20 protein-coding genes are annotated in these 20,318 nt (G+C 70.7%); 9 read left to right on the forward strand and 11 right to left on the reverse strand.

The window, feature by feature from the left end; translation table 11 throughout:
* The first annotated feature begins 130 nt into the window (after window positions 1–130).
* Complete coding sequence (locus N6H00_RS24735) at window positions 131–913, forward strand: response regulator transcription factor (RefSeq protein WP_268974021.1); 783 nt, start codon at window positions 131–133, stop codon at window positions 911–913.
* Between the two features lie 29 nt (window positions 914–942).
* On the opposite strand, the gene N6H00_RS24740 is transcribed toward N6H00_RS24735, so the two are convergent.
* On the reverse strand, window positions 943–1,263 hold the full coding sequence (locus tag N6H00_RS24740) for a hypothetical protein (protein ID WP_268974022.1): 321 nt from the start codon (window positions 1,261–1,263) through the stop codon (window positions 943–945).
* Window positions 1,264–1,336: 73 nt separating this feature from the next.
* Entirely contained in the window at window positions 1,337–3,007 is a 1,671-nt protein-coding gene (locus N6H00_RS24745) for a sodium:solute symporter family protein (protein WP_268977097.1), read from the reverse strand.
* Between the two features lie 175 nt (window positions 3,008–3,182).
* Between N6H00_RS24745 and galT the strand changes: the two genes are divergently transcribed.
* The 4 genes from galT to N6H00_RS24765 all read left to right on the forward strand — a co-directional run bounded on the left by galT (window position 3,183) and on the right by N6H00_RS24765 (window position 7,644).
* Window positions 3,183–4,226, forward strand: a complete 1,044-nt coding sequence (gene galT / locus N6H00_RS24750; RefSeq protein ID WP_268974023.1) for a galactose-1-phosphate uridylyltransferase — start codon at window positions 3,183–3,185, stop codon at window positions 4,224–4,226.
* Entirely contained in the window at window positions 4,223–5,206 is a 984-nt protein-coding gene (galE, locus tag N6H00_RS24755; RefSeq protein ID WP_268974024.1) for a UDP-glucose 4-epimerase GalE, read from the forward strand. Before galT ends, galE begins: the two co-directional genes overlap by 4 nt.
* The gene (galK, locus tag N6H00_RS24760) at window positions 5,203–6,438 is read left to right on the forward strand and encodes a galactokinase (protein ID WP_268974025.1); all 1,236 of its coding nucleotides are present in this window, start codon (window positions 5,203–5,205) and stop codon (window positions 6,436–6,438) included. The genes galE and galK overlap by 4 nt, the downstream gene beginning before the upstream one ends.
* 342 nt (window positions 6,439–6,780) lie before the next feature.
* A complete protein-coding gene (locus N6H00_RS24765) occupies window positions 6,781–7,644 on the forward strand; it encodes a helix-turn-helix transcriptional regulator (protein ID WP_268974026.1) in 864 nt (287 codons plus the stop codon).
* On the opposite strand, the gene N6H00_RS24770 is transcribed toward N6H00_RS24765, so the two are convergent.
* Window positions 7,603–8,100 (reverse strand): MarR family winged helix-turn-helix transcriptional regulator, encoded by a 498-nt coding sequence (locus N6H00_RS24770; protein WP_014054422.1) that lies wholly within the window; start codon window positions 8,098–8,100, stop codon window positions 7,603–7,605. The two genes, N6H00_RS24765 and N6H00_RS24770, sit on opposite strands and share 42 nt — an antisense overlap.
* A gap of 130 nt (window positions 8,101–8,230) precedes the next feature.
* Between N6H00_RS24770 and N6H00_RS24775 the strand changes: the two genes are divergently transcribed.
* Both N6H00_RS24775 and N6H00_RS24780 read left to right on the forward strand, forming a co-directional pair.
* A complete protein-coding gene (locus N6H00_RS24775) occupies window positions 8,231–9,055 on the forward strand; it encodes a trans-aconitate 2-methyltransferase (RefSeq protein WP_268974027.1) in 825 nt (274 codons plus the stop codon).
* A 155-nt stretch (window positions 9,056–9,210) separates the two neighbouring features.
* On the forward strand, window positions 9,211–9,621 hold the full coding sequence (locus N6H00_RS24780) for a Uma2 family endonuclease (RefSeq protein WP_268974028.1): 411 nt from the start codon (window positions 9,211–9,213) through the stop codon (window positions 9,619–9,621).
* A gap of 3 nt (window positions 9,622–9,624) precedes the next feature.
* On the opposite strand, the gene N6H00_RS24785 is transcribed toward N6H00_RS24780, so the two are convergent.
* Complete coding sequence (locus tag N6H00_RS24785; RefSeq protein WP_268974029.1) at window positions 9,625–10,758, reverse strand: Gfo/Idh/MocA family protein; 1,134 nt, start codon at window positions 10,756–10,758, stop codon at window positions 9,625–9,627.
* 227 nt (window positions 10,759–10,985) lie between these two features.
* Here N6H00_RS24785 and N6H00_RS24790 point away from each other — a divergent pair, with 227 nt between their 5' ends.
* Window positions 10,986–11,843 (forward strand): LppU/SCO3897 family protein, encoded by an 858-nt coding sequence (locus N6H00_RS24790; RefSeq protein WP_268974030.1) that lies wholly within the window; start codon window positions 10,986–10,988, stop codon window positions 11,841–11,843.
* A gap of 5 nt (window positions 11,844–11,848) precedes the next feature.
* On the opposite strand, the gene N6H00_RS24795 is transcribed toward N6H00_RS24790, so the two are convergent.
* The 3 genes from N6H00_RS24795 to N6H00_RS24805 all read right to left on the reverse strand — a co-directional run bounded on the left by N6H00_RS24795 (window position 11,849) and on the right by N6H00_RS24805 (window position 14,094).
* The gene (locus N6H00_RS24795) at window positions 11,849–12,310 is read right to left on the reverse strand and encodes a hypothetical protein (RefSeq protein ID WP_268974031.1); all 462 of its coding nucleotides are present in this window, start codon (window positions 12,308–12,310) and stop codon (window positions 11,849–11,851) included.
* 96 nt (window positions 12,311–12,406) lie between these two features.
* Window positions 12,407–13,117, reverse strand: coding sequence for a TetR/AcrR family transcriptional regulator (locus tag N6H00_RS24800; RefSeq protein WP_268974032.1), 711 nt, complete (start codon window positions 13,115–13,117; stop codon window positions 12,407–12,409).
* Window positions 13,114–14,094 (reverse strand): acyl-CoA desaturase, encoded by a 981-nt coding sequence (locus tag N6H00_RS24805; RefSeq protein ID WP_268974033.1) that lies wholly within the window; start codon window positions 14,092–14,094, stop codon window positions 13,114–13,116. Before N6H00_RS24805 ends, N6H00_RS24800 begins: the two co-directional genes overlap by 4 nt.
* 246 nt (window positions 14,095–14,340) lie before the next feature.
* On the opposite strand from N6H00_RS24805, the gene ppc reads away from it, so the two are divergent.
* Window positions 14,341–17,061: a phosphoenolpyruvate carboxylase gene (gene ppc / locus N6H00_RS24810; RefSeq protein WP_268974034.1), complete on the forward strand. Its 2,721-nt coding sequence runs from the start codon at window positions 14,341–14,343 to the stop codon at window positions 17,059–17,061.
* A gap of 108 nt (window positions 17,062–17,169) precedes the next feature.
* Here ppc and N6H00_RS24815 read toward each other — a convergent pair whose 3' ends face one another.
* The 4 genes from N6H00_RS24815 to N6H00_RS24830 form a co-directional block, all read right to left on the reverse strand.
* Window positions 17,170–17,688 (reverse strand): hypothetical protein, encoded by a 519-nt coding sequence (locus N6H00_RS24815; protein ID WP_268974035.1) that lies wholly within the window; start codon window positions 17,686–17,688, stop codon window positions 17,170–17,172.
* A gap of 69 nt (window positions 17,689–17,757) precedes the next feature.
* Window positions 17,758–18,348, reverse strand: a complete 591-nt coding sequence (gene pth / locus N6H00_RS24820; protein ID WP_268974036.1) for an aminoacyl-tRNA hydrolase — start codon at window positions 18,346–18,348, stop codon at window positions 17,758–17,760.
* A gap of 124 nt (window positions 18,349–18,472) precedes the next feature.
* Window positions 18,473–19,069: a 50S ribosomal protein L25/general stress protein Ctc gene (locus tag N6H00_RS24825; RefSeq protein ID WP_268974037.1), complete on the reverse strand. Its 597-nt coding sequence runs from the start codon at window positions 19,067–19,069 to the stop codon at window positions 18,473–18,475.
* A gap of 207 nt (window positions 19,070–19,276) precedes the next feature.
* Window positions 19,277–20,254, reverse strand: a complete 978-nt coding sequence (locus N6H00_RS24830; protein ID WP_268974038.1) for a ribose-phosphate diphosphokinase — start codon at window positions 20,252–20,254, stop codon at window positions 19,277–19,279.
* Window positions 20,255–20,318: the final 64 nt, after the last annotated feature.

A 20,318-nucleotide genomic window follows, 5' to 3' on the forward strand; every position in this document is an offset into this window, starting at 1 on the left:
GACGTCAACCGGATGTCAAGTAGGCACGAATGGCCGGGATTTCGGCATTCCGGGGGGCTTCTGGCCGGTAGGGGGCGCGCAACGTCGAACAAGCGTGTAGCTTTCCCCCCTGAGCGAATGGGGGGAGCTCATGGGCGTGCGACTCATGGTGGTCGACGATCACCGTCTGCTCGCGGAGGCGCTCGCCTCCGCGCTGAAGCTGCGCGGGCATCGGGTGCTCGCCGCGGCGGCGCCGAGCGCGGGCGCGGCGGACCTGGTGGTGAGCCGGGCACCGGAGGTGTGCCTGCTGGGCACCGCGTCACCCGCGGAACCGGGAGTGTTCGACCCGGTCGTGCGGATCAAGAAGGAACGGCCGCAGGTCGCGGTCGTGGTGCTCGGCCCGGTGCCGAGCCCGCGCGGCATCGCCGCCGCCTTCGCCGCCGGGGCGTCCGGCTATGTGCGCCACGACGAGCGGATCGAGGGTGTCGAACGTGCCATGACGAAGGCGCGCGCGGGCGAGGCCGCCGTGGCGCCCCAGCTGCTCCAGGGGGCGTTCGCCGAACTGCTCAACCCCGCGGCCCAGCCCGACGACGAGGGGGCCCGGCTGCTGCGCATGCTGACCCCGCGCGAGGTGGAGGTGCTGGTGCGGGTCGCCGAGGGCGAGGACACCCGGCTGATCGCGGCGGGCATGGGGATCGCACCCAGCACGGCCCGCACCCATGTGCAGCGGGTGCTGATGAAGCTGGGGGTGGGCTCGCGGCTGGAGGCGGCGGCCCTGGCGGCGCGCACCGGGCTGCTGGACCGCGCGGCGACCCGCCGGGAGGCAGCGCCCCCGCCCCAGCCCCCCGCGGCGCCCCAGCCCCAGCCGTCCGTGTCGCCCTCGCCGAAGCCGCCCCCGCCCCCGTTCCCGCCCCCGCCCCCGTCGGCGCCGTAGCCCGGCCCGGTCGGCCCTCGCGGCGCCGGTCAGCCCTCGCCGGCCCCGGCCCCGGGCCGGGGCTCCGGCTTGGGCGCTGCCCCCGGGGCGGACAGGGGCCTGAGCCTCATCCAGAGCAGGAAGAGCAGGCCGACCGCGAGCACGCACCAGCCGGTCCAGAGGTTGATGTTGATGCCCGACGCCTTCCGCACATCGGCGTCGGAGGCGGTGAACCCGGCGATGAGGACGATGATCCCGTAGATCGTGAACAGCCCGCCGATGATGCGCCGCACATCGAACAGCCGGGCCGCGGTCGCCGACTTCTGCGCCAGCTCCTCGACCTCGTGCTGGTACTCGTACTCCTCACTCATGGCGCGGGCTCCTTGTCCGGCGAAGATCAGGCGGAAGTCAGGCGAAGGGGCAGGGAAAGGGGCAGGCGAAGGCTCACAGGGAGAACGGGATGTAGCACAGGGCCGCGAGGATCAGCGCGCTCCAGCCCAGCACGGCCGGGCGGCGGTACCACGCCTCGTCGCCCGGGGCCGGCGGCTCGGCCACGCCGGGCGCGGTGGTGCCGTAGACCAGACCGGCCAGCGACTCCACCGGCTTGGGTCTGGTGAACGGGGTGACGGCGACCATCACCACGCCGCCGACCACGAACGCCACGATGGCCGAGACGAAGTTGGCGCCCTGGTCGCTGGGGATGGCGATGACGTCCGCCCGGTAGAGCCAGAAGTAGTTGATCAGCGCGGCCACCGTGCCGCACAGCAGCCCCCAGAACCCGGCCGGGGCGGTGGCCCGCTTCCAGAACATCCCGATGATGAAGACGCAGAACAGCGGCACGTTGAAGAACGAGAAGAGCGTCTGGAGGTAGTTCATGATGTTGCTGAACGAGGAGGCGATGAAGGCCGTCCCCATGCCCGCCAGCACGCCCACCGCCGTCACCACCCGCCCCGTCAGCAGGTAGTGCTCGTCCGACCGGTCCTTCCTGAGGTACGCCCGCCAGATGTCGTTGGTGAAGACCGTGTTGAACGACGACACATTGGCCGCCATGCCCGCCATGAAGGCGGCCAGCAGCCCGGTCACCGCGAGTCCCAGCACCCCGTTCGGCAGCAGTTCGCTCATCAGCAGCGGAATCGCGTCGTTGTACTGGAGACCGCTCTTCGCCGAGCCGATGTCCGGCTCGAGGACCAGGGCGATCAGCCCGGGGACCACCACGATCAGCGGGATGAAGATCTTCGGGAAGGCGGCGATCAGCGGGGTGCGCTGGGCGGCCGAGAGGTTCCGGGCCGACAGCGCGCGCTGCACCTCGGCGAAGTTGGTCGTCCAGTAGCCGAAGCTCAGGCAGAAGCCGAGGCCCAGCACGATGGTCAGCCAGTTGGCCCCCAGCGGGTTCTGGGAGCCGATGCCGGTGCCGCCCCAGGCGGAGACGAAGTTCTCGCCGTGGGAGGCCACGAGCGAGTCCTTGAGCCCGCCGAAGCCGCCGACCCGCCGGAGGCCGACGACGGTGAGCGGGACGAGGGCGGCCAGGATCACGAAGAACTGGAGCACCTCGTTGTAGATCGCCGAGGAGAGCCCGCCCAGGGTGATGTACGCGAGCACGAAGAGCCCCGCGACCACGATGGCCACCCACTGCGGCCAGCCCAGCAGCGCCTCCACCACGATCGCCATCGCGTACAGGTTCACCCCCGCGATCAGCACGGAGGCGATCGAGAAGATGACCGAGCTGAGCAGGTGCGAGGACGGTCCGTAGCGGTGCAGCAGGAACTCGGGGACGGAGCGTACCTTGGACCCGTAGTAGAAGGGCATCATCACCAGGCCCAGGAAGACCATGGCCGGGATGGCGCCGACCCAGTACCAGTGCACGGTGTACGCCCCGTACTGCGCGCCGTTGGCGGCCATGCCGAGGATCTCCAGGGCGCCCAGATTCGCGGCGACGAAGGCCAGACCGGTGACCCACGCGGGCAGTGAGCGGCCGGAGAGAAAGAAGTCGAGGCTGGTCTTGACGCTCGCTCTGGCGGCGAATCCCACGCCGAGGACGACGGCGAAGTAGAGGACCAGGATCGTGTAGTCGAGTGCGTTGGTGGGGAGCCGGAGCCCCGCGGCCAGACAGTGCATGGTGACTCGCCTCATCGCCTGAACGGAATGCACCGGAAACGTTCGGTGAAGGTATCCGAATTCTGGCGGTTTGTCCGAGCATCGTCTCCGCGCATTGACGGCACTGTTGAGTTGTGGTTCATTATGTTGAGTTGTGTTGGTTGCGTGTGACAGGATGACGGCAGGAGCTGGCGGAGTGAAGAAGACGGCGACGCGGCTCGCGGACGGACGCGAGCTGATCTACTACGACGCGCGCGACGACGCGGTGCGTGACGCCGTCGACCAGCGGCCGCTCGACCCCATCGCCACCCGCTCGGAGGTCCGGCACGACCGCCTCCTCGGCGACCAGGTGGCGATCGCCTCCCACCGCCAGGCCCGCACCTACCACCCGCCGGCCGACGAATGCCCGCTGTGCCCCTCCCGCGAGGGCCGGCACAGCGAGATCCCCGCCTCCGACTACGACGTCGTGGTCTTCGAGAACCGCTTCCCGTCCCTGGCCGGGGACTCGGGCCGGTGCGAGGTGGTGTGCTTCACCTCCGACCACGACGCCTCCTTCGCCGACCTCGACGCCGAACAGGCCGCCCTGGTGCTCGACGCCTGGACCGACCGCACCGCCGAGCTGGCCCAGCACCCCGCCGTCGAGCAGGTCTTCTGCTTCGAGAACCGCGGCAAGGAGATCGGCGTCACCCTCGGCCATCCGCACGGCCAGATCTACGGGTATCCCTTCGTGACCCCGCGCACCCGGCTGATGCTCCGTTCGCTCACCGAGCACCGCGAGGCCACCGGCCGGAACCTGTTCGACGACGTGGTCGCCGACGAGCTGGCCGACGGGCGCCGCGTGGTGCTCGACGGCGAGCACTGGATCGCGTTCGTCCCCTACGCCGCCCACTGGCCCTACGAGGTGCACCTCTACCCGAAGCGGCGGGTCCCGGACCTGCCGGCGCTGGACGAGGCCGCGCGCACAGAGTTCCCACAGATCTATCTGGAACTCTTGAAGCGCTTCGACCGGATCTTCGGGGAGGGCGAGCCGCCCACGCCGTACATCGCCGCCTGGCACCAGGCGCCGTACCGCATGGCCGACCGCGGTGAATTCGCGCTTCACCTTGAGCTTTTCACCATCCGCCGCACTTCCGGCAAGCTGAAGTTTCTCGCGGGTTCCGAATCCGGCATGAATGTGTTCATCAACGATGTGCCGCCGGAGGCCGCGGCCGAGCGATTGCGAGAGGTAGCGAGCAAGTGAGCACTGCGCAGCAGAAGAAATACCTGGTCACCGGCGGTGCCGGCTATGTCGGCAGCGTGGTCGCGGCGCATCTGCTCGAAGCCGGTCACCGGGTGACGGTGCTGGACGACCTGTCCACCGGGCACCGCGCCGGGGTGCCCGAGGGCGCGGAGTTCATCGAGGGCCGGATCCAGGACGCGGGCAAGTGGCTCGACCCCACCTATGACGGAGTCCTGCACTTCGCGGCGTTCTCCCAGGTCGGCGAGTCCGTCATCAACCCCGAGAAGTACTGGGTCAACAATGTGGGCGGCACCACCGAGCTGCTCGGCGCGATGCGCGACGCCGGGGTGCGCACCCTCGTCTTCTCCTCCACCGCCGCCACCTACGGCGAACCCGACCAGGTCCCGATCACCGAGGACCTCCCCACCGCCCCCACCAACCCCTACGGGGCCAGCAAACTGGCCGTCGACCACATGATCAGCGGCGAATGCGCCGCCCACGGCCTGGCCGCGGTCTCCCTGCGGTACTTCAACGTCGCGGGCGCCTACGGGGCCTACGGCGAGCGCCACGACCCCGAGTCCCACCTCATCCCCCTGGTGCTCCAGGTCGCCCAGGGCCGGCGCGAGGCCATCTCCGTCTTCGGCGACGACTACCCCACCCCCGACGGCACCTGCGTCCGCGACTACATCCACGTCGCCGACCTCGCCGAGGCCCATCTGCTCGCCCTCGGCGCCGCGTCCCCCGGCGAGCATCTGATCTGCAACCTCGGCAACGGCAACGGCTTCTCCGTCCGCGAGGTCATCGAGATGGTGCGCCAGGTCACCGGCCACCCCATCCCCGAGATCGCCGCCCCGCGCCGCGGCGGCGACCCGGCGGTCCTGGTGGCCTCCGCCGAGCGCGCCAAGGAGCGCCTGGGCTGGCGCCCGACCCGCGCCGACCTGGCCGGAATCGTCGCGGACGCGTGGGAGTTCGCCAGTGCGCGGCAGAGGGAGAGCCAGTGAGCGACACACCAGGGCACGACACACACGAGCACGGGCCGGAGCGTACGGCGGAGGCATTCCGCGAGGTGTTCGGCCACGCGCCCGCGGGGGTGTGGGCGGCGCCGGGCCGGGTCAACCTGATCGGGGAGCACACCGACTACAACGACGGCTTCGTCATGCCGCTGGCGCTGCCGCACACCTGCCTGGCCGCGGTCTCCCCGCGCTCCGACGGGGTGCTGCGGGTGCACTCGGGCGACGCCCCGGGCGGCGTGGTGGAGCTGCGCGTCGCCGACCTCGCCCCGTTCGAGGCGGGCGGTGACCGCGGCGGCTGGGCGGCCTACCCGGCGGGCGTCGTATGGGCGCTCGCCGAGGCCGGGCTGCTGCCCGGCTCCGGCGGCTCCGGCGGCGACCGCACGGCCGGTGCCGATCTGCACTTCGAGTCCACCGTGCCCACCGGCGCCGGGCTGTCCTCGTCCGCCGCGCTGGAGGTCGTCACGGCCACCGCGCTGAACGAGCTGTACGGACTGGGGATCGCCCCGCAGCGCATCGCCCAGCTGTGCCAGCGCGCGGAGAACGCCTTCGTGGGCGTGCCCTGCGGGATCATGGACCAGACGGCGTCGGCGTGCTGCACCGAGGGGCACGCCCTCTTCCTCGACGCCCGCGACCTCACCCAGCGGCAGGTGCCGTTCGACCTGGCGGCCGAGGGGCTGCGGCTGCTGGTGGTGGACACCCAGGTCAAGCATGAGCTGGGCGATGGCGCCTACGCCAACCGGCGGGCCGCCTGCGAGACGGCCGCGCGGGCGCTCGGGGTGCGGGCGCTGCGTGATGTGCCCTTCGAGGAGCTGGACGCGACGCTCGCCGAGCTGGAGCGGCTGGGCTGCGACGCGGCCACCCGGCGCCGGGTGCGCCATGTGGTGACCGAGGACCGCAGGGTGGAGGAGGTCATCGAGCGGCTCGACGCGGGGGACACCCGGTCGATCGGGCCGGTGCTGACCGCCGGGCACGCCTCCTGCCGGGACGACTTCGAGATCTCCTGCGCCGAGCTGGACCTGGTCGTGGAGACGGCGAACGCGGCGGGTGCGCTCGGGGCGCGGATGACCGGCGGCGGTTTCGGCGGCTCGGCCATCGTGCTGGTGGAGGAGGCGGACGCGGAGGCGGTGAGCAAGTCGGTGACGGAGGCGTTCGGCGCGGCCGGCCACCGGGCCCCGCGGATCTTCCCGGCGGTGCCCAGTGCGGGGGCGCGGCGGCTCTGACCGAGCCGTCCCCCCGTCCCCTTGATCGCTTCTCGGTTAATTTTTGTCGCGCTTGGATCGCTTAACCCCCAAGAGCAAACAGGAAACCCACAGTGAACAACCGAGAGCGGTCAGTTTCGCCAAACCGCTTCAGATATCGGACCACGGCCTTACTCTGAGTAGAGCGTCGGTGGGGGCCGACGCTTTTCAGGGGGCGAGACAGTCAGGTACGACGCCCGGGGTGGGGTAGCAATCACAGCACGGCGGCGGCCGTGCGGGTTGCGGTGACCCCTCGCCGGGCGCCGTACCGCACTGTTTCTCGGTGCATCCGGGGTACTCATCCGGCGACGTGGGGGGTTGTCCGTGGCACGTATTCGGGTTCTTGTGGTCGACGACCATCGTATTTTCGCCGAGTCGCTGGCCGCCGCCCTCGCGGCGGAACAGGACGTGGACGTGGCGGCGGCCGGAAGCGGCCCGGCGGCGCTGCGCTGTCTGGAGCGCGGAGCGGCGGAGGGGCGCCGCTTCGACGTTCTGCTGGTCGACGCCGATCTGGGCATGACCGCCGACGGAGCGGGCCCACCGTTCCCGGCGTCGGCCGAGGTGGCCTACGGCGGGGCGAACGGCACGCCGACCGCCCTTCACGGCGGGGTGCACGGCGGGGTGCACAGTGGGGTGCACGGCGCCCCCGCCCGCGCGCTGAACGGCCGGGCGGCGGACGGCATCTCACTGGTCGGCGCGGTCCGCTCGGCCCAGCCGGGCGTGCGCACCGTGGTGCTGGCCGAGCGCGACGACGCGCGCCGCGCGGCGGCGGCGTTACAGGCCGGGGCGTCCGGCTGGGTCGCCAAGGACTGCTCGCTGGTCCGGCTGCTCGCGGTCATCCGGGGGGTGCTCCGGGAGGAGACACATCTGCCGCCCGCTCTGCTCACCGGCGTTCTGCGGGAGTTGACGGCCGCCCGTAAGCACCGCACCGAAAGCGAGCGTCTGGTCGAGTCGCTGACGCCGCGTGAGCGGGAGGTGCTGCGCTGCATGGTGGCCGGGCTCGGCCGCAAGGCCGTCGCCGAGCGGCTCTTCCTCTCCCCGCACACCGTGCGCACCCATATGCAGAACGTGCTGGGCAAGCTGGGTGTGCACTCCACACTGGCGGCCGTGGCGCTGGCCCGGCGTGCCGGGGTGGGCCCGGTCGACCTAGCCGGGGAGATTGTCGAACGGGGCGGTCAGCTGGCGTAGCAGCGCCGCCAGTTCGGCCCGCTGGGCCTGGGACAGCTCGGCCAGGATGGCGTGCTCATGGTCCAGCAGCCCGGCCAGTGCCTGATCGGCGCGGTCACGCCCCTCGGCGGTCAGCCGGACCAGCACCCCGCGCCGGTCACTGGGGTCCGGTCCCCGCTCGACCAGCCCCTTCTTGGCGAGCCGGTCGATGCGGTTGGTCATGGTGCCCGAGGTGACCAGAGTCTGGGTCAGCAGCTGTCCGGGGGAGAGCTGATACGGGGGTCCGGCCCGGCGCAGCGAGGTCAGGACGTCGAACTCCCAGGGCTCCAGATTGTGCTCGGCGAACGCGATCCGCCGGGCCCGGTCCAGATGGCGGGCGAGCCGGCTGACCCGGCTGAGCACTTCCAGCGGTTCCACATCGAGGTCGGGGCGTTCCCGCCGCCACGCCGCGACCAGCCGATCGACCTCGTCCTCCATGGCGATCAGTGTAGTGGGTCTGTCGACATGAAGTCTCTTGACATCAAGAGATAGTGTGGAGCACGGTGAGGCGCCGGGACGCACAGCGAACACGGTGCCCGTACCGACCGTACCCACAGGGGGATCGACCATGACCACCGCACCCAACTGGGACCCTCGGCAGTATCTGCGCCACGCCGGCCACCGCACCCGCCCCTTCCGCGACCTCCTCGCCCGCGTCCCCGACCTGCCCACCGGGCCCGACCGCCCGCCCCGCATCGCCGACCTGGGCTGCGGCCCCGGCAACGTCACCGTCCTGCTCTTCGAGCGCTGGCCCGACGCCCACGTCACCGGCCTGGACAACTCCGCCGAGATGCTCGCCGAGGCCCAGCCCCTCGCGGGCCCCACCACCGGCGGCGGCCGCCTCGACTTCCGCTCCGCCGACGTACGGAACTGGACACCGGACGAGCCCTACGACCTGATCGTCTCCAACGCCGCCCTCCAGTGGGTCCCCGGCCACGCCGACTCCTTCGGCACCTGGCTGGCCGGACTGCGCCCCGGCGGCACCCTCGCCTTCCAGCTCCCCGGCAACTTCACCGCCCCCAGCCACACCCTGCTGCGCGACCTGTGCGGCTCGCCCGAGTGGCGCGACCGCCTCGCCGACCGCCTCCGCGACCCCGCCGCCTCCCTGGACCCGACCGACTACCTGGAGCGCCTGGCCGCCCTCGGCTGCGAGGTCGACGCCTGGGAAACCACCTATGTGCAGGTTCTGACCGGCCCCGACCCCGTCCTCGACTGGACCAAGGGCACCGCCCTGCGCCCGGTCCTGACCGCCCTCGCCGACGACCCGCCCGCCCGCGACCGCTTCCTGACCGCCTACGCCGCCCTCCTCCGCGACGCCTACCCCTCCGGCCCCCACGGCACGGCCTTCCCCTTCCGCCGCGTCTTCGTCGTGGCCCGCACGCCGCAGGGCTGATCACGTCTTCCGGGGAGCCGCCTGGGGCCGATCGGGTGATCTCACCCGATCGGATGATCGGTTCGAAGTTTGCCGTGATGGATGGTCGCGGACGCATAGCGTCACGGTGTCGCTTGTGCCGCAGTGGCGCCGGCGCCACTGCGGATGGAGGAGGTATGGACGGCCGCTACGCCGCCTACCAAGGCGGCGCTCTCATTCACCGCCGCAAGGTGTGGATCCCCGACCTCTTCATCGCCCCCGAGGACCTGGACGAGATCCCCGACGAAGAGGACCTCGGAGTGGACGCGAGCGGCGTGCAGGCCGTCTTCGAGGTGGTGTCGCCCGGCCGGGAAGCCCAGTCCCGCGACAGGGAGCGCAAGCGCCGGGCCTACGCCCGCGCGGGCATCCCGCTCTACGTCCTGATCGACGACTTCGACGGCGACGGCACGGTCGTCATCCTCACGGCACCCGACCCCGGCAAGGCCGTCTACGCCGACGAGCACCGTGTGCCCTACGGCACCGACGCCGTCATCCCCGACGGCCCGGCGAAGGGGTTCGTCATCGGGGACGCGATCGTCAGGCAGTGACGATCAGTCCGCGACGGTCAGGCGCGCCCCGGTGCGGGCCGACTCCTGGATGCGGTCCAGGAGGCGGTGGCGGCGGACCGCGTGGGCGAAGTCCGGGGTGAGCCGGGAGCCCGTGATGAGGTCCTCCAGCAGCTGGGCGTAGGCGTAGGCGACGTTGTACGCGGTCTCGGTCGAGCGTCCGGCGAACTTCGGGAGCCGCTCGTACGAAGCGGGGACGGGCAGCTCGGCCAGCCCGGTGCCGGATCCACGGCCGCCGTGGAGGGTGATCCGGTCCATCCACACGGCGGGGGAGTCGCCCTTGACCACCAGATCGCCCTCGGTGCCGTTGATCTCCCAGTGGAAGTCGGTGGCCCGGGAGTAGCCGCCCCGGAAGTGCAGGGCGGCGATCGCGCCCGACTCCAGAGTCCCGGTGACCGCGATCTGGTCCTCGGCCGTCATGGTCGCGACCCGGCCGGTCGCCTCGTGGGTCACCTGGGGCCGAAGGGTCGCCGTGGTCGCGGAGATGTCGGCGAACTCGCCCAGCACCATGGCCAGCGCGTCGGCGGTATGGCCGAACGGGATGGTCAGCAGCGTCGCGCCCTTGGCCCGGTCCAGCAGATAGTCGCCGCCCTCGCGGAACGTCGCGCCCCAGTTCCGGCCCGAGCTCACCATCGTGGTGGACAGCACCCGGCCCACATAGCCGTCGGCGACCAGGTCGCGCAGATAGCGCAGCGGCGGGGCGGAACGGGCCTGGAGGCCCACCGCCGTGCGCACCCCCTTGGCCTCGGCGAGCGCCGCCAGCTCCTCGGCCTGGGCCAGGCCGGTGCCCAGCGGCCATTCGCTGAAGACCGGCTTCCCCGCTTCCAGGGCGGGCAGGATCAGCTCACGGTGGTGCGGCACCTTCACCGTCACCACCACCAGGTCGACCTCCTCGGACCGGGCGAGCTCCCCGGCGCTGCCGAAGGTCAGCGGAACACCGTACTTCTCCCCGGCCGCACGGGCCGACTCCGCGCTGCTGGCGCTGAGCGCCCGCAGCTCATAACCGTCCAGTCCGGCCAGCGCGGGCACATGGGCGCGAGCGGCCCAGCCGCCGCCCGCGCTCAGGCCGACGATGCCGACGCGGACGGGGGTACGGGGATCGGAAGCCGATGAGGGCATGACGGAGCTCCTTCGTAGGAACGCACGGGAACGTGCAGCCAGGACCCCCAAGTTAGCCGACTGTTCGCCTTTCGTCGAACACTCATCGGGCGTGGCCGGTCAAGGTCACATGCCGGGCACGCTTTGTCGCGGAGCTCCCCTGGAGCGATAGGCCGTGAGACCGTGGACGCGTCGAACACCACCACACCGAACAACACAACGGTGGCCACGTTTCTCGGGGGAGAGCGATGAGCAGCGCGTCGGGCGGGGCGGCTCCGGGCACGGGTGGGGGCACCGCGGAGCAGAGGCAGCGCGGCATCTGGATACTGGTGGCCGCCGCCCTCGCGTTCGCCGTGCTCGTGCTGCCGCAGGTGGTCGAGGGGAACGACAAGACCTCCTTCGCGGGCAGCTTCGTCCCGTCCGGCGGAGCTTCGAGCCCGCCCAGCCCCGGCGGGCTTCCCGGCGCAACCCCCACCGGGCTGCCCAGCGCCTCGCTGCCCGGATACGGCTCCAGCAGCTCCGGGGGCAGTGGGGGCAGCGGGGGCGGGGGAGGGCCGGCCGAGACCCAGGCGCCCGCCTCGCCCACCGTGGCGCCGGATCCCACCGCCGAGGCGTACCGGGCGGTGAGCCCCGGGGACTGCCTGGCCGTGTACGACACCGGGTACGGCGACTACAACACCCAGATGCCCGCCCCGGTCGACTGCGGTGCCGGAAAGGCGTTCATGTGGGTGAGCGCGGTGCGGAGCAGCGGCGGGGCCTGTCCGCAGGGGCCGGGGCAGAACTACATGGCCTACACCTCGCGCGGGCGGACCACCGCCCTGTGCCTGACCCGCCAGTTCAAGGTGGGGTACTGCCTGCTGGCCGAGCAGACCGGCAGCGGGCAGCAGGCGCGGATGAACGCCGGGCTGATGACCGTGGTGGACTGCGAGGCGAAGCGGGTCCCGGCCCGGTACAACCGGATCCTGCACATCACCGGCGTCTACAAGGCCCCGGCGAACGCCTCCGCGGCAAACTGCGCCCGGGTCCAGGGCGACCGTACGTACTACTGGTCATGGGTGGTGAACGACGGCCGGACCCTGCTGTGCACCATGGTGTACCAGGGCTGAGGTGGTCAGCGGGTCGCCATGTGCACCAGGCCCCCGCTCAGCGCCAGCAGCAGCAGAGCGCCCCCGGCCCCCGGGGCGGCCAGATACGGCAGCAGGGCCAGCGTGGCCAGTGCGCAGTACGCGGCGGCCACCCAGGACAGCACCCACTGGGCCTCCTCCGGACCGTAGCGGTTGAGCCGCACCACGAGCGCGATGAACACCGCCGCCCACAGGGCGGCCCGCGGCTCACCGAAGGAGACCTTGTCGTACAGGTCCACGACGGGCTTGTACCAGTCCGTGTCGGCCAGCGAGGCCGTGAACTCGATCATGTCCTTGAGATAGCCGCGCGATGCCAGCGACGTCGCGTCCTTCAGATCGGCGCGCACCCACTCCGAGATGACCAGCATCATCAGGCCGAGCGCATGGCAGACGCCCGGCCCCACGGCCACCGCCTTCCGGCGCGCCTCGGACCGTCCCCCCGTGCTCATGTCCCGCTGTCCCCCTCGCACTCCCCGTGAACCCCCATCATCCCCGCAAGGGGGACGCGGGGGCCAGCCCCGGGACGCGGGGCCGGGCACGGGAGGTCAGGACTTGCGGTGGCCTATCAGCCGCGGCTTCTGCTCCAGCCCGTCCAGACCGTGCCAGGCCAGATTCACCAGATGCGCCGCCACCTCGGCCTTCTTCGGCTTGCGGACGTCCAGCCACCACTGGCCCGTCAGCGCCACCATGCCCACCAGGGCCTGGGCGTACAGCGGGGCCAGTTTGGCGTCGAAGCCGCGGGCCTTGAACTCCAGGCCCAGGATGTCCTCCACCTGGGTGGCGATATCGCTGATCAGCGAGGCGAAGGTGCCCGTCGACTGGGCGACGGGGGAGTCACGGACCAGGATGCGGAACCCGTCCGTGTACTCCTCGATGTAGTCCAGCAGGGCGAAGGTGGCCTGCTCGCACAGCTCGCGCGGATGGCCCGCGGTCAGGGACGTGGTCACCATGTCCAGCATCCGCCGCATCTCACGGTCCACCACGACCGCGTACAGCCCCTCCTTGCCGCCGAAGTGCTCGTACACCACCGGCTTGGAGACCCCGGCCTTCGCCGCGATCTCCTCCACCGACGTGCCCTCGAAGCCACGCTCGGCGAAGAGCGTGCGACCGATGTCCAGCAGCTGCTCCCGGCGCTCCTTGCCGGTCATCCGGACCCGGCGGGGCCGCCGGGTCCCGGTTCCGGAGGGCCGGCCGGCCCGGCCGGGCCGATCCTTGTCACCGCTGGTACTACTGTCGGTCGCCACGTCGCCTATCATGCCGCTCCGGCGGATTCCTCTTGACGGCGGGCTTCGATACGGGCCTGGCTCGGCCACCGGACGTCATACGCCCAGCCCGCCTTCTCGAACCAGCGGATGAGCCGGGCGCTGGAGTCCAGCTGCCCCTTCATCACTCCGTGCCGGGCACAGGTCGGGTCCGCGTGGTGCAGGTTGTGCCAGGACTCGCCGCACGAGAGCACCGCCAGCCACCACACATTGCCCGAACGGTCCCGCGACTTGAACGGGCGCTTGCCCACCGCATGGCAGATCGAGTTGATCGACCAGGTCACATGGTGCAGCAAGGCCACCCGGACGAGGGACCCCCAGAAGAAGGCGGTGACCGCGCCCTGCCAGGACCAGGTCACCAGCCCGCCGATCAGCGCGGGCAGCAGCAGCGAGGCCACCGTCCACAGCACGAACTGCCGGGAGATCGCCCGGATGGCGCCGTCCTTGATCAGATCCGGTGCGTACTTGTGCTGCGGCGTCTGCTCCTCGTCGAACATCCATGCGATGTGGGCCCACCACAACCCCTTGAGCAGGGCCGGCACGGTCTCGCCGTACCGCCACGGGGAATGCGGGTCGCCCTCCGCGTCGGAGAACTTGTGATGCTTGCGGTGATCGGCCACCCAGCGGACCAGCGGCCCCTCCACCGCCAGCGACCCCGCGATCGCCAGCGCGATCCGCAGCGGCCGCTTCGCCTTGAACGAGCCATGGGTGAAATAGCGGTGGAAACCGATCGTGATGCCGTGGCAGCCGATGAAGTACATCGCCACCAGCAGCGCCAGATCCAGCCAGCTGACCCCCCAGCCCCAGGCCAGGGGAATCGCCGCCACCAGTGCGACGAAGGGGACGGTGATGAACAGCAGAAGCGTGATCTGCTCGATCGAGCGCTTGCTGTCCCCGCCGAGCGTGGCGGACGGAATCGGGGCCTCTGGGGCCTTCGGCGTGTCATTGACCACGTCGGGGCTTGCAGTCATGGGATCCCTCGTGGGCTCGGTGACATGGCTACGGTTCCGTAACCTACGGCGAAGTAAGTATGGCAGGGCCGCGAAGCCGGGCAATAGGGCTCTGGTTTTACCCAGGGTCGTGCCGCCTATCCTGGAGGACGTCGGACAGCGCGGTCCGCACATGGCCGAAAGCACCGGGTCAGCGGCCCGCGGCACCCGCCGCGCGGGCCCTGATGCCGCACTTCGAACCCCGTTCACTGCAAGGAGCCCGCACCTGTGAGCAGTGCCGACCACACCAACGCAGCCCTGCGTGCCGACATCCGCCGTCTGGGTGATCTGCTCGGCGAGACCCTCGTCCGCCAGGAGGGACCCGACCTCCTCGAACTCGTCGAGCGTGTCCGAGCCCTCACGCGCAGCGACGGCGAGGCCGCGGCCGAGCTGCTCGGCACCACCGACCTCCAGACCGCCGCCAAGCTGGTACGCGCCTTCTCCACCTACTTCCACCTGGCGAACGTCACCGAACAGGTGCACCGCGGCCGCGAGCTCCGCGCCCGCCGCGCCGCCGAGGGCGGCATCCTCGCCCGCACCGCCGACCAGCTCAAGGACGCCGACCCCGAGCACCTCCGGCAGACCGTCGCCCACCTCAACGTCCGCCCCGTCTTCACCGCCCACCCCACCGAGGCCGCCCGCCGCACCGTCCTCACCAAGCTCCGCCGCATCGCCGAACTGCTCGACACCCTCGCCGTCGGCGGCGAAGCCCGCCGCGCCGACCTGCGACTCGCCGAGAACATCGACCTGCTCTGGCAGACCGACGAGCTGCGCGTCGCCCGCCCCGAACCCGCCGACGAGGCCCGCAACGCCATCTACTACCTCGACGAACTGCACGCGGGCGCCGTCGGCGACGTCCTCGAGGACCTCGCCGCGGAACTGGAACGCGTCGGCGTCGAACTGCCCGCCACCACCCGCCCCCTCACCTTCGGCACCTGGATCGGCGGCGACCGCGACGGCAACCCCAACGTCACCCCCGAGGTGACCCGCGACGTCCTGATCCTCCAGCACGAGCACGGCATCACCGACGCCCTCGAGATCATCGACGATCTGCGCGCCGCCCTCTCCAGCTCCATCCGCAACACCGACGCCTCCGAGGAACTCCTCGCCTCCCTCCAGCGCGACCTCGAGCTCCTCCCCGAGATCAGCCCCCGCTACAAGCGGCTCAACGCCGAGGAGCCCTACCGGCTCAAGGCCACCTGCATGCGGCAGAAGCTCGTCAACACCCGCGAACGGCTCGCCGCCGACACCCCCCACCAGCCCGGCCGCGACTACCTCGGCTCCGCCGAACTCCTCGCCGACCTCCACCTCATCCAGGACTCCCTGCGCGCCCACCGCGGCCGGCTCGTCGCCGACGGCCGCCTCGAACGCGCCATCCGCACCCTCGCCACCTTCGGCCTCCAGCTCGCCACCATGGACGTCCGCGAACACGCCGACGCCCACCACCACGCCCTCGGCCAGCTCTTCGACCGGCTCGGCGAGGAATCCTGGCGCTACGCCGACATGCCGCGCGACTACCGCCGCAAGCTCCTCGCCAAGGAACTGCGCTCCCGGCGCCCCCTCGCCCCCACCCCGGCCCCCCTCGACGCCGCCGGCACCAAGACCCTCGGCGTCTTCCACACCATCCGCGAATCCTTCGACCGCTTCGGCCCCGACATCGTCGAGTCCTACATCATCTCCATGTGCCAGGGCTCCGACGACGTCTTCGCCGCCGCCGTCCTCGCCCGCGAGGCCGGACTCATCGACCTCCACGCCGGCTGGGCCAAGATCGGCATCGTCCCGCTGCTGGAAACCACCGAAGAGCTCAAGATCGCCGACAAGCTCCTCGACGAGATGCTCGCCGACCCCTCCTACCGCAGGCTCGTCGCCCTCCGCGGCGACGTCCAGGAGGTCATGCTCGGCTACTCCGACTCCTCCAAGTTCGGCGGCATCACCACCTCCCAGTGGGAAATCCACCGCGCCCAGCGGCTGCTGCGCGACGTCGCCCACCGGCACGGCGTACGACTGAGGCTCTTCCACGGCCGCGGCGGCACCGTCGGCCGCGGCGGCGGCCCCACCCACGACGCCATCCTCGCCCAGCCCTGGGGCACCCTCGAAGGCGAAATCAAGGTCACCGAACAGGGCGAGGTCATCTCCGACAAGTACCTCGTGCCCTCCCTCGCCCGCGAAAACCTGGAACTCACCGTCGCGGCCACCCTCCAGGCATCCGCCCTGCACACCGCGCCCCGCCAGTCCGACGAGGCGCTCGCCCGCTGGGACGCGGCCATGGAAACCGTCTCCGACGCCGCCCACAACGCCTACCGCGCCCTCGTCGACGACCCCGACCTGCCCGCGTACTTCTTCGCCTCCACGCCGGTGGACCAGCTCGCCGAACTCCACCTCGGCTCCCGGCCCTCCCGCCGCCCCGACTCCGGCGCCGGCCTCGACGGACTGCGGGCCATCCCCTGGGTGTTCGGCTGGACCCAGTCCCGCCAGATCGTCCCCGGCTGGTTCGGCGTCGGCTCCGGCCTCAAGGCCGCCCGCGAAGCCGGACTCGACGAAGTCCTCGACGAAATGCACCAGCACTGGCACTTCTTCCGCAACTTCCTGTCCAACGTCGAGATGACCCTCGCCAAGACCGACCTGCGGATCGCCCGGCACTACGTCGACACACTGGTGCCCGATGAGCTCAAGCACGTCTTCGACGTCATCCGACAGGAGCACGAACTGACGGTACGAGAGGTCCTGCGCATCACCGGCGAACAGGAACTCCTCGACTCCAACCCGGTGCTGAAGCAGACCTTCCACGTCCGGGACGCCTACCTCGACCCGATCTCCTACCTCCAGGTCACCCTGCTCCACCGCCAGCGCACCGCACGCGAACGCGGCGAAGAGCCCGACCCGCTGCTCGCCCGCGCACTCCTCCTCACGGTCAACGGCGTCGCCGCGGGCCTGCGCAACACGGGCTGACCCCGGCGCGACACAGGGCCCCGCTCCTTGTGGGAGCGGGGCCCCCGCGTGTCTATGGGTGGCTCGGTTCAAGAGGCGGACCCGGGCCGCGGGGGCGGCGGGCCACCGCTACAGCGTCAACGTGGCGAAGGACGCGCCCAACAGCGCCGCGCCCAGCAGGCCCATCGTCCAGCCCGTGCGGCGCAGGCCGAGGCCGCCCGCGACGATCAGGGAGGCCAGCAGGAGCGAGCCGCCGAAGGGGACCCAGGCGTGGAGAACGCCGGCGGCGCCGGTACGGACGGCGTGATCCGTACCCGGCTTGAGGGCCACCGGCACCCGGTCACCCGTCCCGTCCGTCACCGCCTCGTCGATCCGCACCCGGCCATGGGCCTCACCGCCCGCGCGGGCCGGGGTGAAGGAACCGGTGCACCAGTCCTCGCCGCAGTCGGAGACCGTGACCGTGCCGCGCTCCAGCCCCTTGGTGAGCATCGTCGGCTTGGCGTCGCCCCAGGAAGACCACACCCCGGCGACCAGGACCAGCAGCGCGACCAGCGTCATCGCCGCGTTCTTCGCCAGCAACAGAAGCCCGTACGCGCTCTCGCCCGCCCGCCGCACACGGCTGCGCTTGGTCACACCGGTAAAAGCCATGGCGGCGATCCTTGCCATCCCCCGGCTCCCGGTCAACCGTTCGGCGAATAAACGGGCGAACGACGTTTTTCAGGAGTTGTAGGTCCCCTGCGCGCGCTCCAGCCCCTCCACGATGAGCGTCTCCACCGCGTCCGCCGCACGGTCCACGAAATAGTCCAACTCCTTGCGCTCCGCAGCGGAGAAGTCCTTCAACACGAACGCCGCGACATCCATCCGGCCCGGCGGACGACCGATACCGAAACGCACCCGGCAGTAATCCGCCCCCAGCGATTTGGTGATCGACTTCAGCCCGTTGTGGCCATTGTCACCCCCGCCGACCTTCAACCGCAGCGTGCCGTAGTCGATGTCCAATTCGTCATGGACAGCCACCACATGACCCACCGGCACCTTGTAGAAGTCCCGCAGCGCGGTGACCGGACCACCCGACAGGTTCATGAACGACATCGGCTTGGCCACGACCACCCGGCGGCTCGCCAACCCCGGCGGACCCACCCGGCCCTCGACGACCTGGGCCCGCGCCTTGTGCGCCTTGAAACGAGCACCCATGCGCTCGGCCAGCAGATCGGCCACCATGAAGCCGACGTTATGGCGGTTGCCCGCGTACTCGCCTCCGGGGTTGCCGAGGCCCACCACAAGCCAGGGGCCCGTGTCGTCCGTCATCTGGAAGTCTCTCCTTGAGGACGGCCGCCGCCCCACCACCTGACCACCCATCGCGACGTATCGAGACGCGACGGCGGCAGGGGCGGGACGGCGGCCGGGGAAACGGAAGGGGGAGAGCGGAAGCTTACGCCTCGGCGCCCTCGGCCTCACCCTCGGCGCCCTCGGCCGGAGCCTCGGCCTGGGCGGCGACCACGTGCAGCACCGGAGCGTCCTCCTCGACGGCCAGCGAGGCACCCGCCGGAAGAGCGATGTCCTTGGCGTGGATCGTGGCACCCGCCTCCAGACCCTCGATGGACACGGTGACCGACTCCGGGATGTGCGTCGCCTCGGCCTCGACCGGCAGGGCGTTCAGCACGTGCTCGAGCAGGTTGCCGCCCGGCGCCAGGTCGCCCTCGGTGAGGACCGGCACCTCGACGGTGACCTTCTCGCCCTTCTTCACCAGCAGCAGGTCGATGTGCTCCAGCACACCGATCTTGATCGGGTGACGCTGCACCGCCTTCGGGATGACCAGCTCGTTCCTGCCGCCCTCGACATCCAGACGGATCAGCACGTTCGGGGTCTTCAGCGCCATCAGCAGGTCATGCGCCGGAAGCGTGACGTGCAGCGGCTCCACGCCGTGGCCGTAGACCACGCCGGGAACACGGTCGGCCGCACGGGCGCGACGGGCCGCACCCTTGCCGAACTCGGTACGGGGCTGAGCGGGAATCTTGACCTCGGCCACGGGGCACTCCTCGTAGATCGTTCACGGTGTGTGGGCGTCACCCGGCCCACGACAGACCTGCTACGAAGAGCGCGTCGATAACGGACAGCCGCGGATCAAAGCGGCCTCCCTCGCCGAGCAACCCCACAATTCTACCAACGGCTGAGGCCACCCCCTCACGGGAGTGGCCTCAGAACAGTCCGCAGGACGTGAAAGACGTTAAGCCGCTCACGCGTGCTCCTCGAACAGGCTGGTCACCGAGCCGTCCTCGAAGACCTCCTGCACCGCACGCGCGATCGTCGGGGCCATCGACAGCACCGTCACCTTGTCCAACTCCACCTCACTCGGAGTCGGCAGAGTGTTGGTGAACACGAACTCACTGACCTTGGAATTCTTCAGCCGGTCCGCCGCCGGACCCGACAGCACACCATGGGTGGCCGTCACGATCACGTCCTCGGCGCCGTTCGCGAACAGCGCGTCCGCCGCCGCACAGATCGTGCCACCCGTGTCGATCATGTCGTCGACCAGCACACACACCCGGCCCCGCACATCACCGACCACCTCATGGACCGTGACCTGATTGGCCACATCCGGGTCCCGCCGCTTGTGCACGATCGCCAGCGGCGCACCCAGCCGGTCACACCAGCGGTCCGCGACCCGCACCCGGCCGGCATCGGGCGACACCACGGTGAGCTTCGACCTGTCGACCTTGGCACCCACATAGTCCGCCAGCACCGGCAGCGCGAAAAGGTGATCCACCGGACCGTCGAAAAAGCCCTGAATCTGGTCGGTGTGCAGATCAACCGTGAGAATCCGGTCGGCACCCGCCGTCTTGAGCATATCGGCGATCAGCCGGGCCGAGATCGGCTCACGGCCACGGTGCTTCTTGTCCTGCCGGGCATAGCCGTAGAACGGCACGATCACCGTGATCGAACGCGCGGAAGCCCGCTTCAGCGCATCGATCATGATCAGCTGCTCCATGATCCACTTATTGATCGGAGCCGTGTGGCTCTGGATCAAAAAGCAGTCGGCACCGCGCGCGGACTCCTGGAAACGGACGTAGATCTCACCGTTCGCGAAGTCGAACGCCTTGGTCGGGACCAAGCTGACGCCCAGCTCATGGGCGACCTCCTCGGCCAGCTCGGGGTGGGCGCGGCCGGAGAAGAGCATCAACTTCTTCTCGCCGGTCGTCTTGATCCCGGTCACAACAAGTCTCCTTGGATGTCACTTTGGTGCACTTCTCACCGTACGCCCCGCACGGCGCACCCGT

This window comes from Streptomyces sp. S465 (assembly GCF_026898115.1).
Taxonomy (GTDB): Bacteria; Actinomycetota; Actinomycetes; order Streptomycetales; family Streptomycetaceae; genus Streptomyces; species Streptomyces luomodiensis.

Excerpts from the sequence above, each read along its gene's own strand:
- N6H00_RS24735 (WP_268974021.1), top strand. The coding sequence starts at position 131 with ATGGGCGTGCGACTCATGGTGGTCGACGATCACCGTCTGCTCGCGGAG.
- N6H00_RS24740 (WP_268974022.1), bottom strand. The coding sequence starts at position 1,263 with ATGAGTGAGGAGTACGAGTACCAGCACGAGGTCGAGGAGCTGGCGCAG.
- N6H00_RS24745 (WP_268977097.1), bottom strand. The coding sequence starts at position 3,007 with ATGCACTGTCTGGCCGCGGGGCTCCGGCTCCCCACCAACGCACTCGAC.
- N6H00_RS24770 (WP_014054422.1), bottom strand. The coding sequence starts at position 8,100 with ATGGAGGACGAGGTCGATCGGCTGGTCGCGGCGTGGCGGCGGGAACGC.
- N6H00_RS24775 (WP_268974027.1), top strand. The coding sequence starts at position 8,231 with ATGACCACCGCACCCAACTGGGACCCTCGGCAGTATCTGCGCCACGCC.
- N6H00_RS24780 (WP_268974028.1), top strand. The coding sequence starts at position 9,211 with ATGGACGGCCGCTACGCCGCCTACCAAGGCGGCGCTCTCATTCACCGC.
- N6H00_RS24785 (WP_268974029.1), bottom strand. The coding sequence starts at position 10,758 with ATGCCCTCATCGGCTTCCGATCCCCGTACCCCCGTCCGCGTCGGCATC.
- N6H00_RS24790 (WP_268974030.1), top strand. The coding sequence starts at position 10,986 with ATGAGCAGCGCGTCGGGCGGGGCGGCTCCGGGCACGGGTGGGGGCACC.
- N6H00_RS24795 (WP_268974031.1), bottom strand. The coding sequence starts at position 12,310 with ATGAGCACGGGGGGACGGTCCGAGGCGCGCCGGAAGGCGGTGGCCGTG.
- N6H00_RS24800 (WP_268974032.1), bottom strand. The coding sequence starts at position 13,117 with ATGATAGGCGACGTGGCGACCGACAGTAGTACCAGCGGTGACAAGGAT.
- N6H00_RS24805 (WP_268974033.1), bottom strand. The coding sequence starts at position 14,094 with ATGACTGCAAGCCCCGACGTGGTCAATGACACGCCGAAGGCCCCAGAG.
- N6H00_RS24815 (WP_268974035.1), bottom strand. The coding sequence starts at position 17,688 with ATGGCTTTTACCGGTGTGACCAAGCGCAGCCGTGTGCGGCGGGCGGGC.
- pth (WP_268974036.1), bottom strand. The coding sequence starts at position 18,348 with ATGACGGACGACACGGGCCCCTGGCTTGTGGTGGGCCTCGGCAACCCC.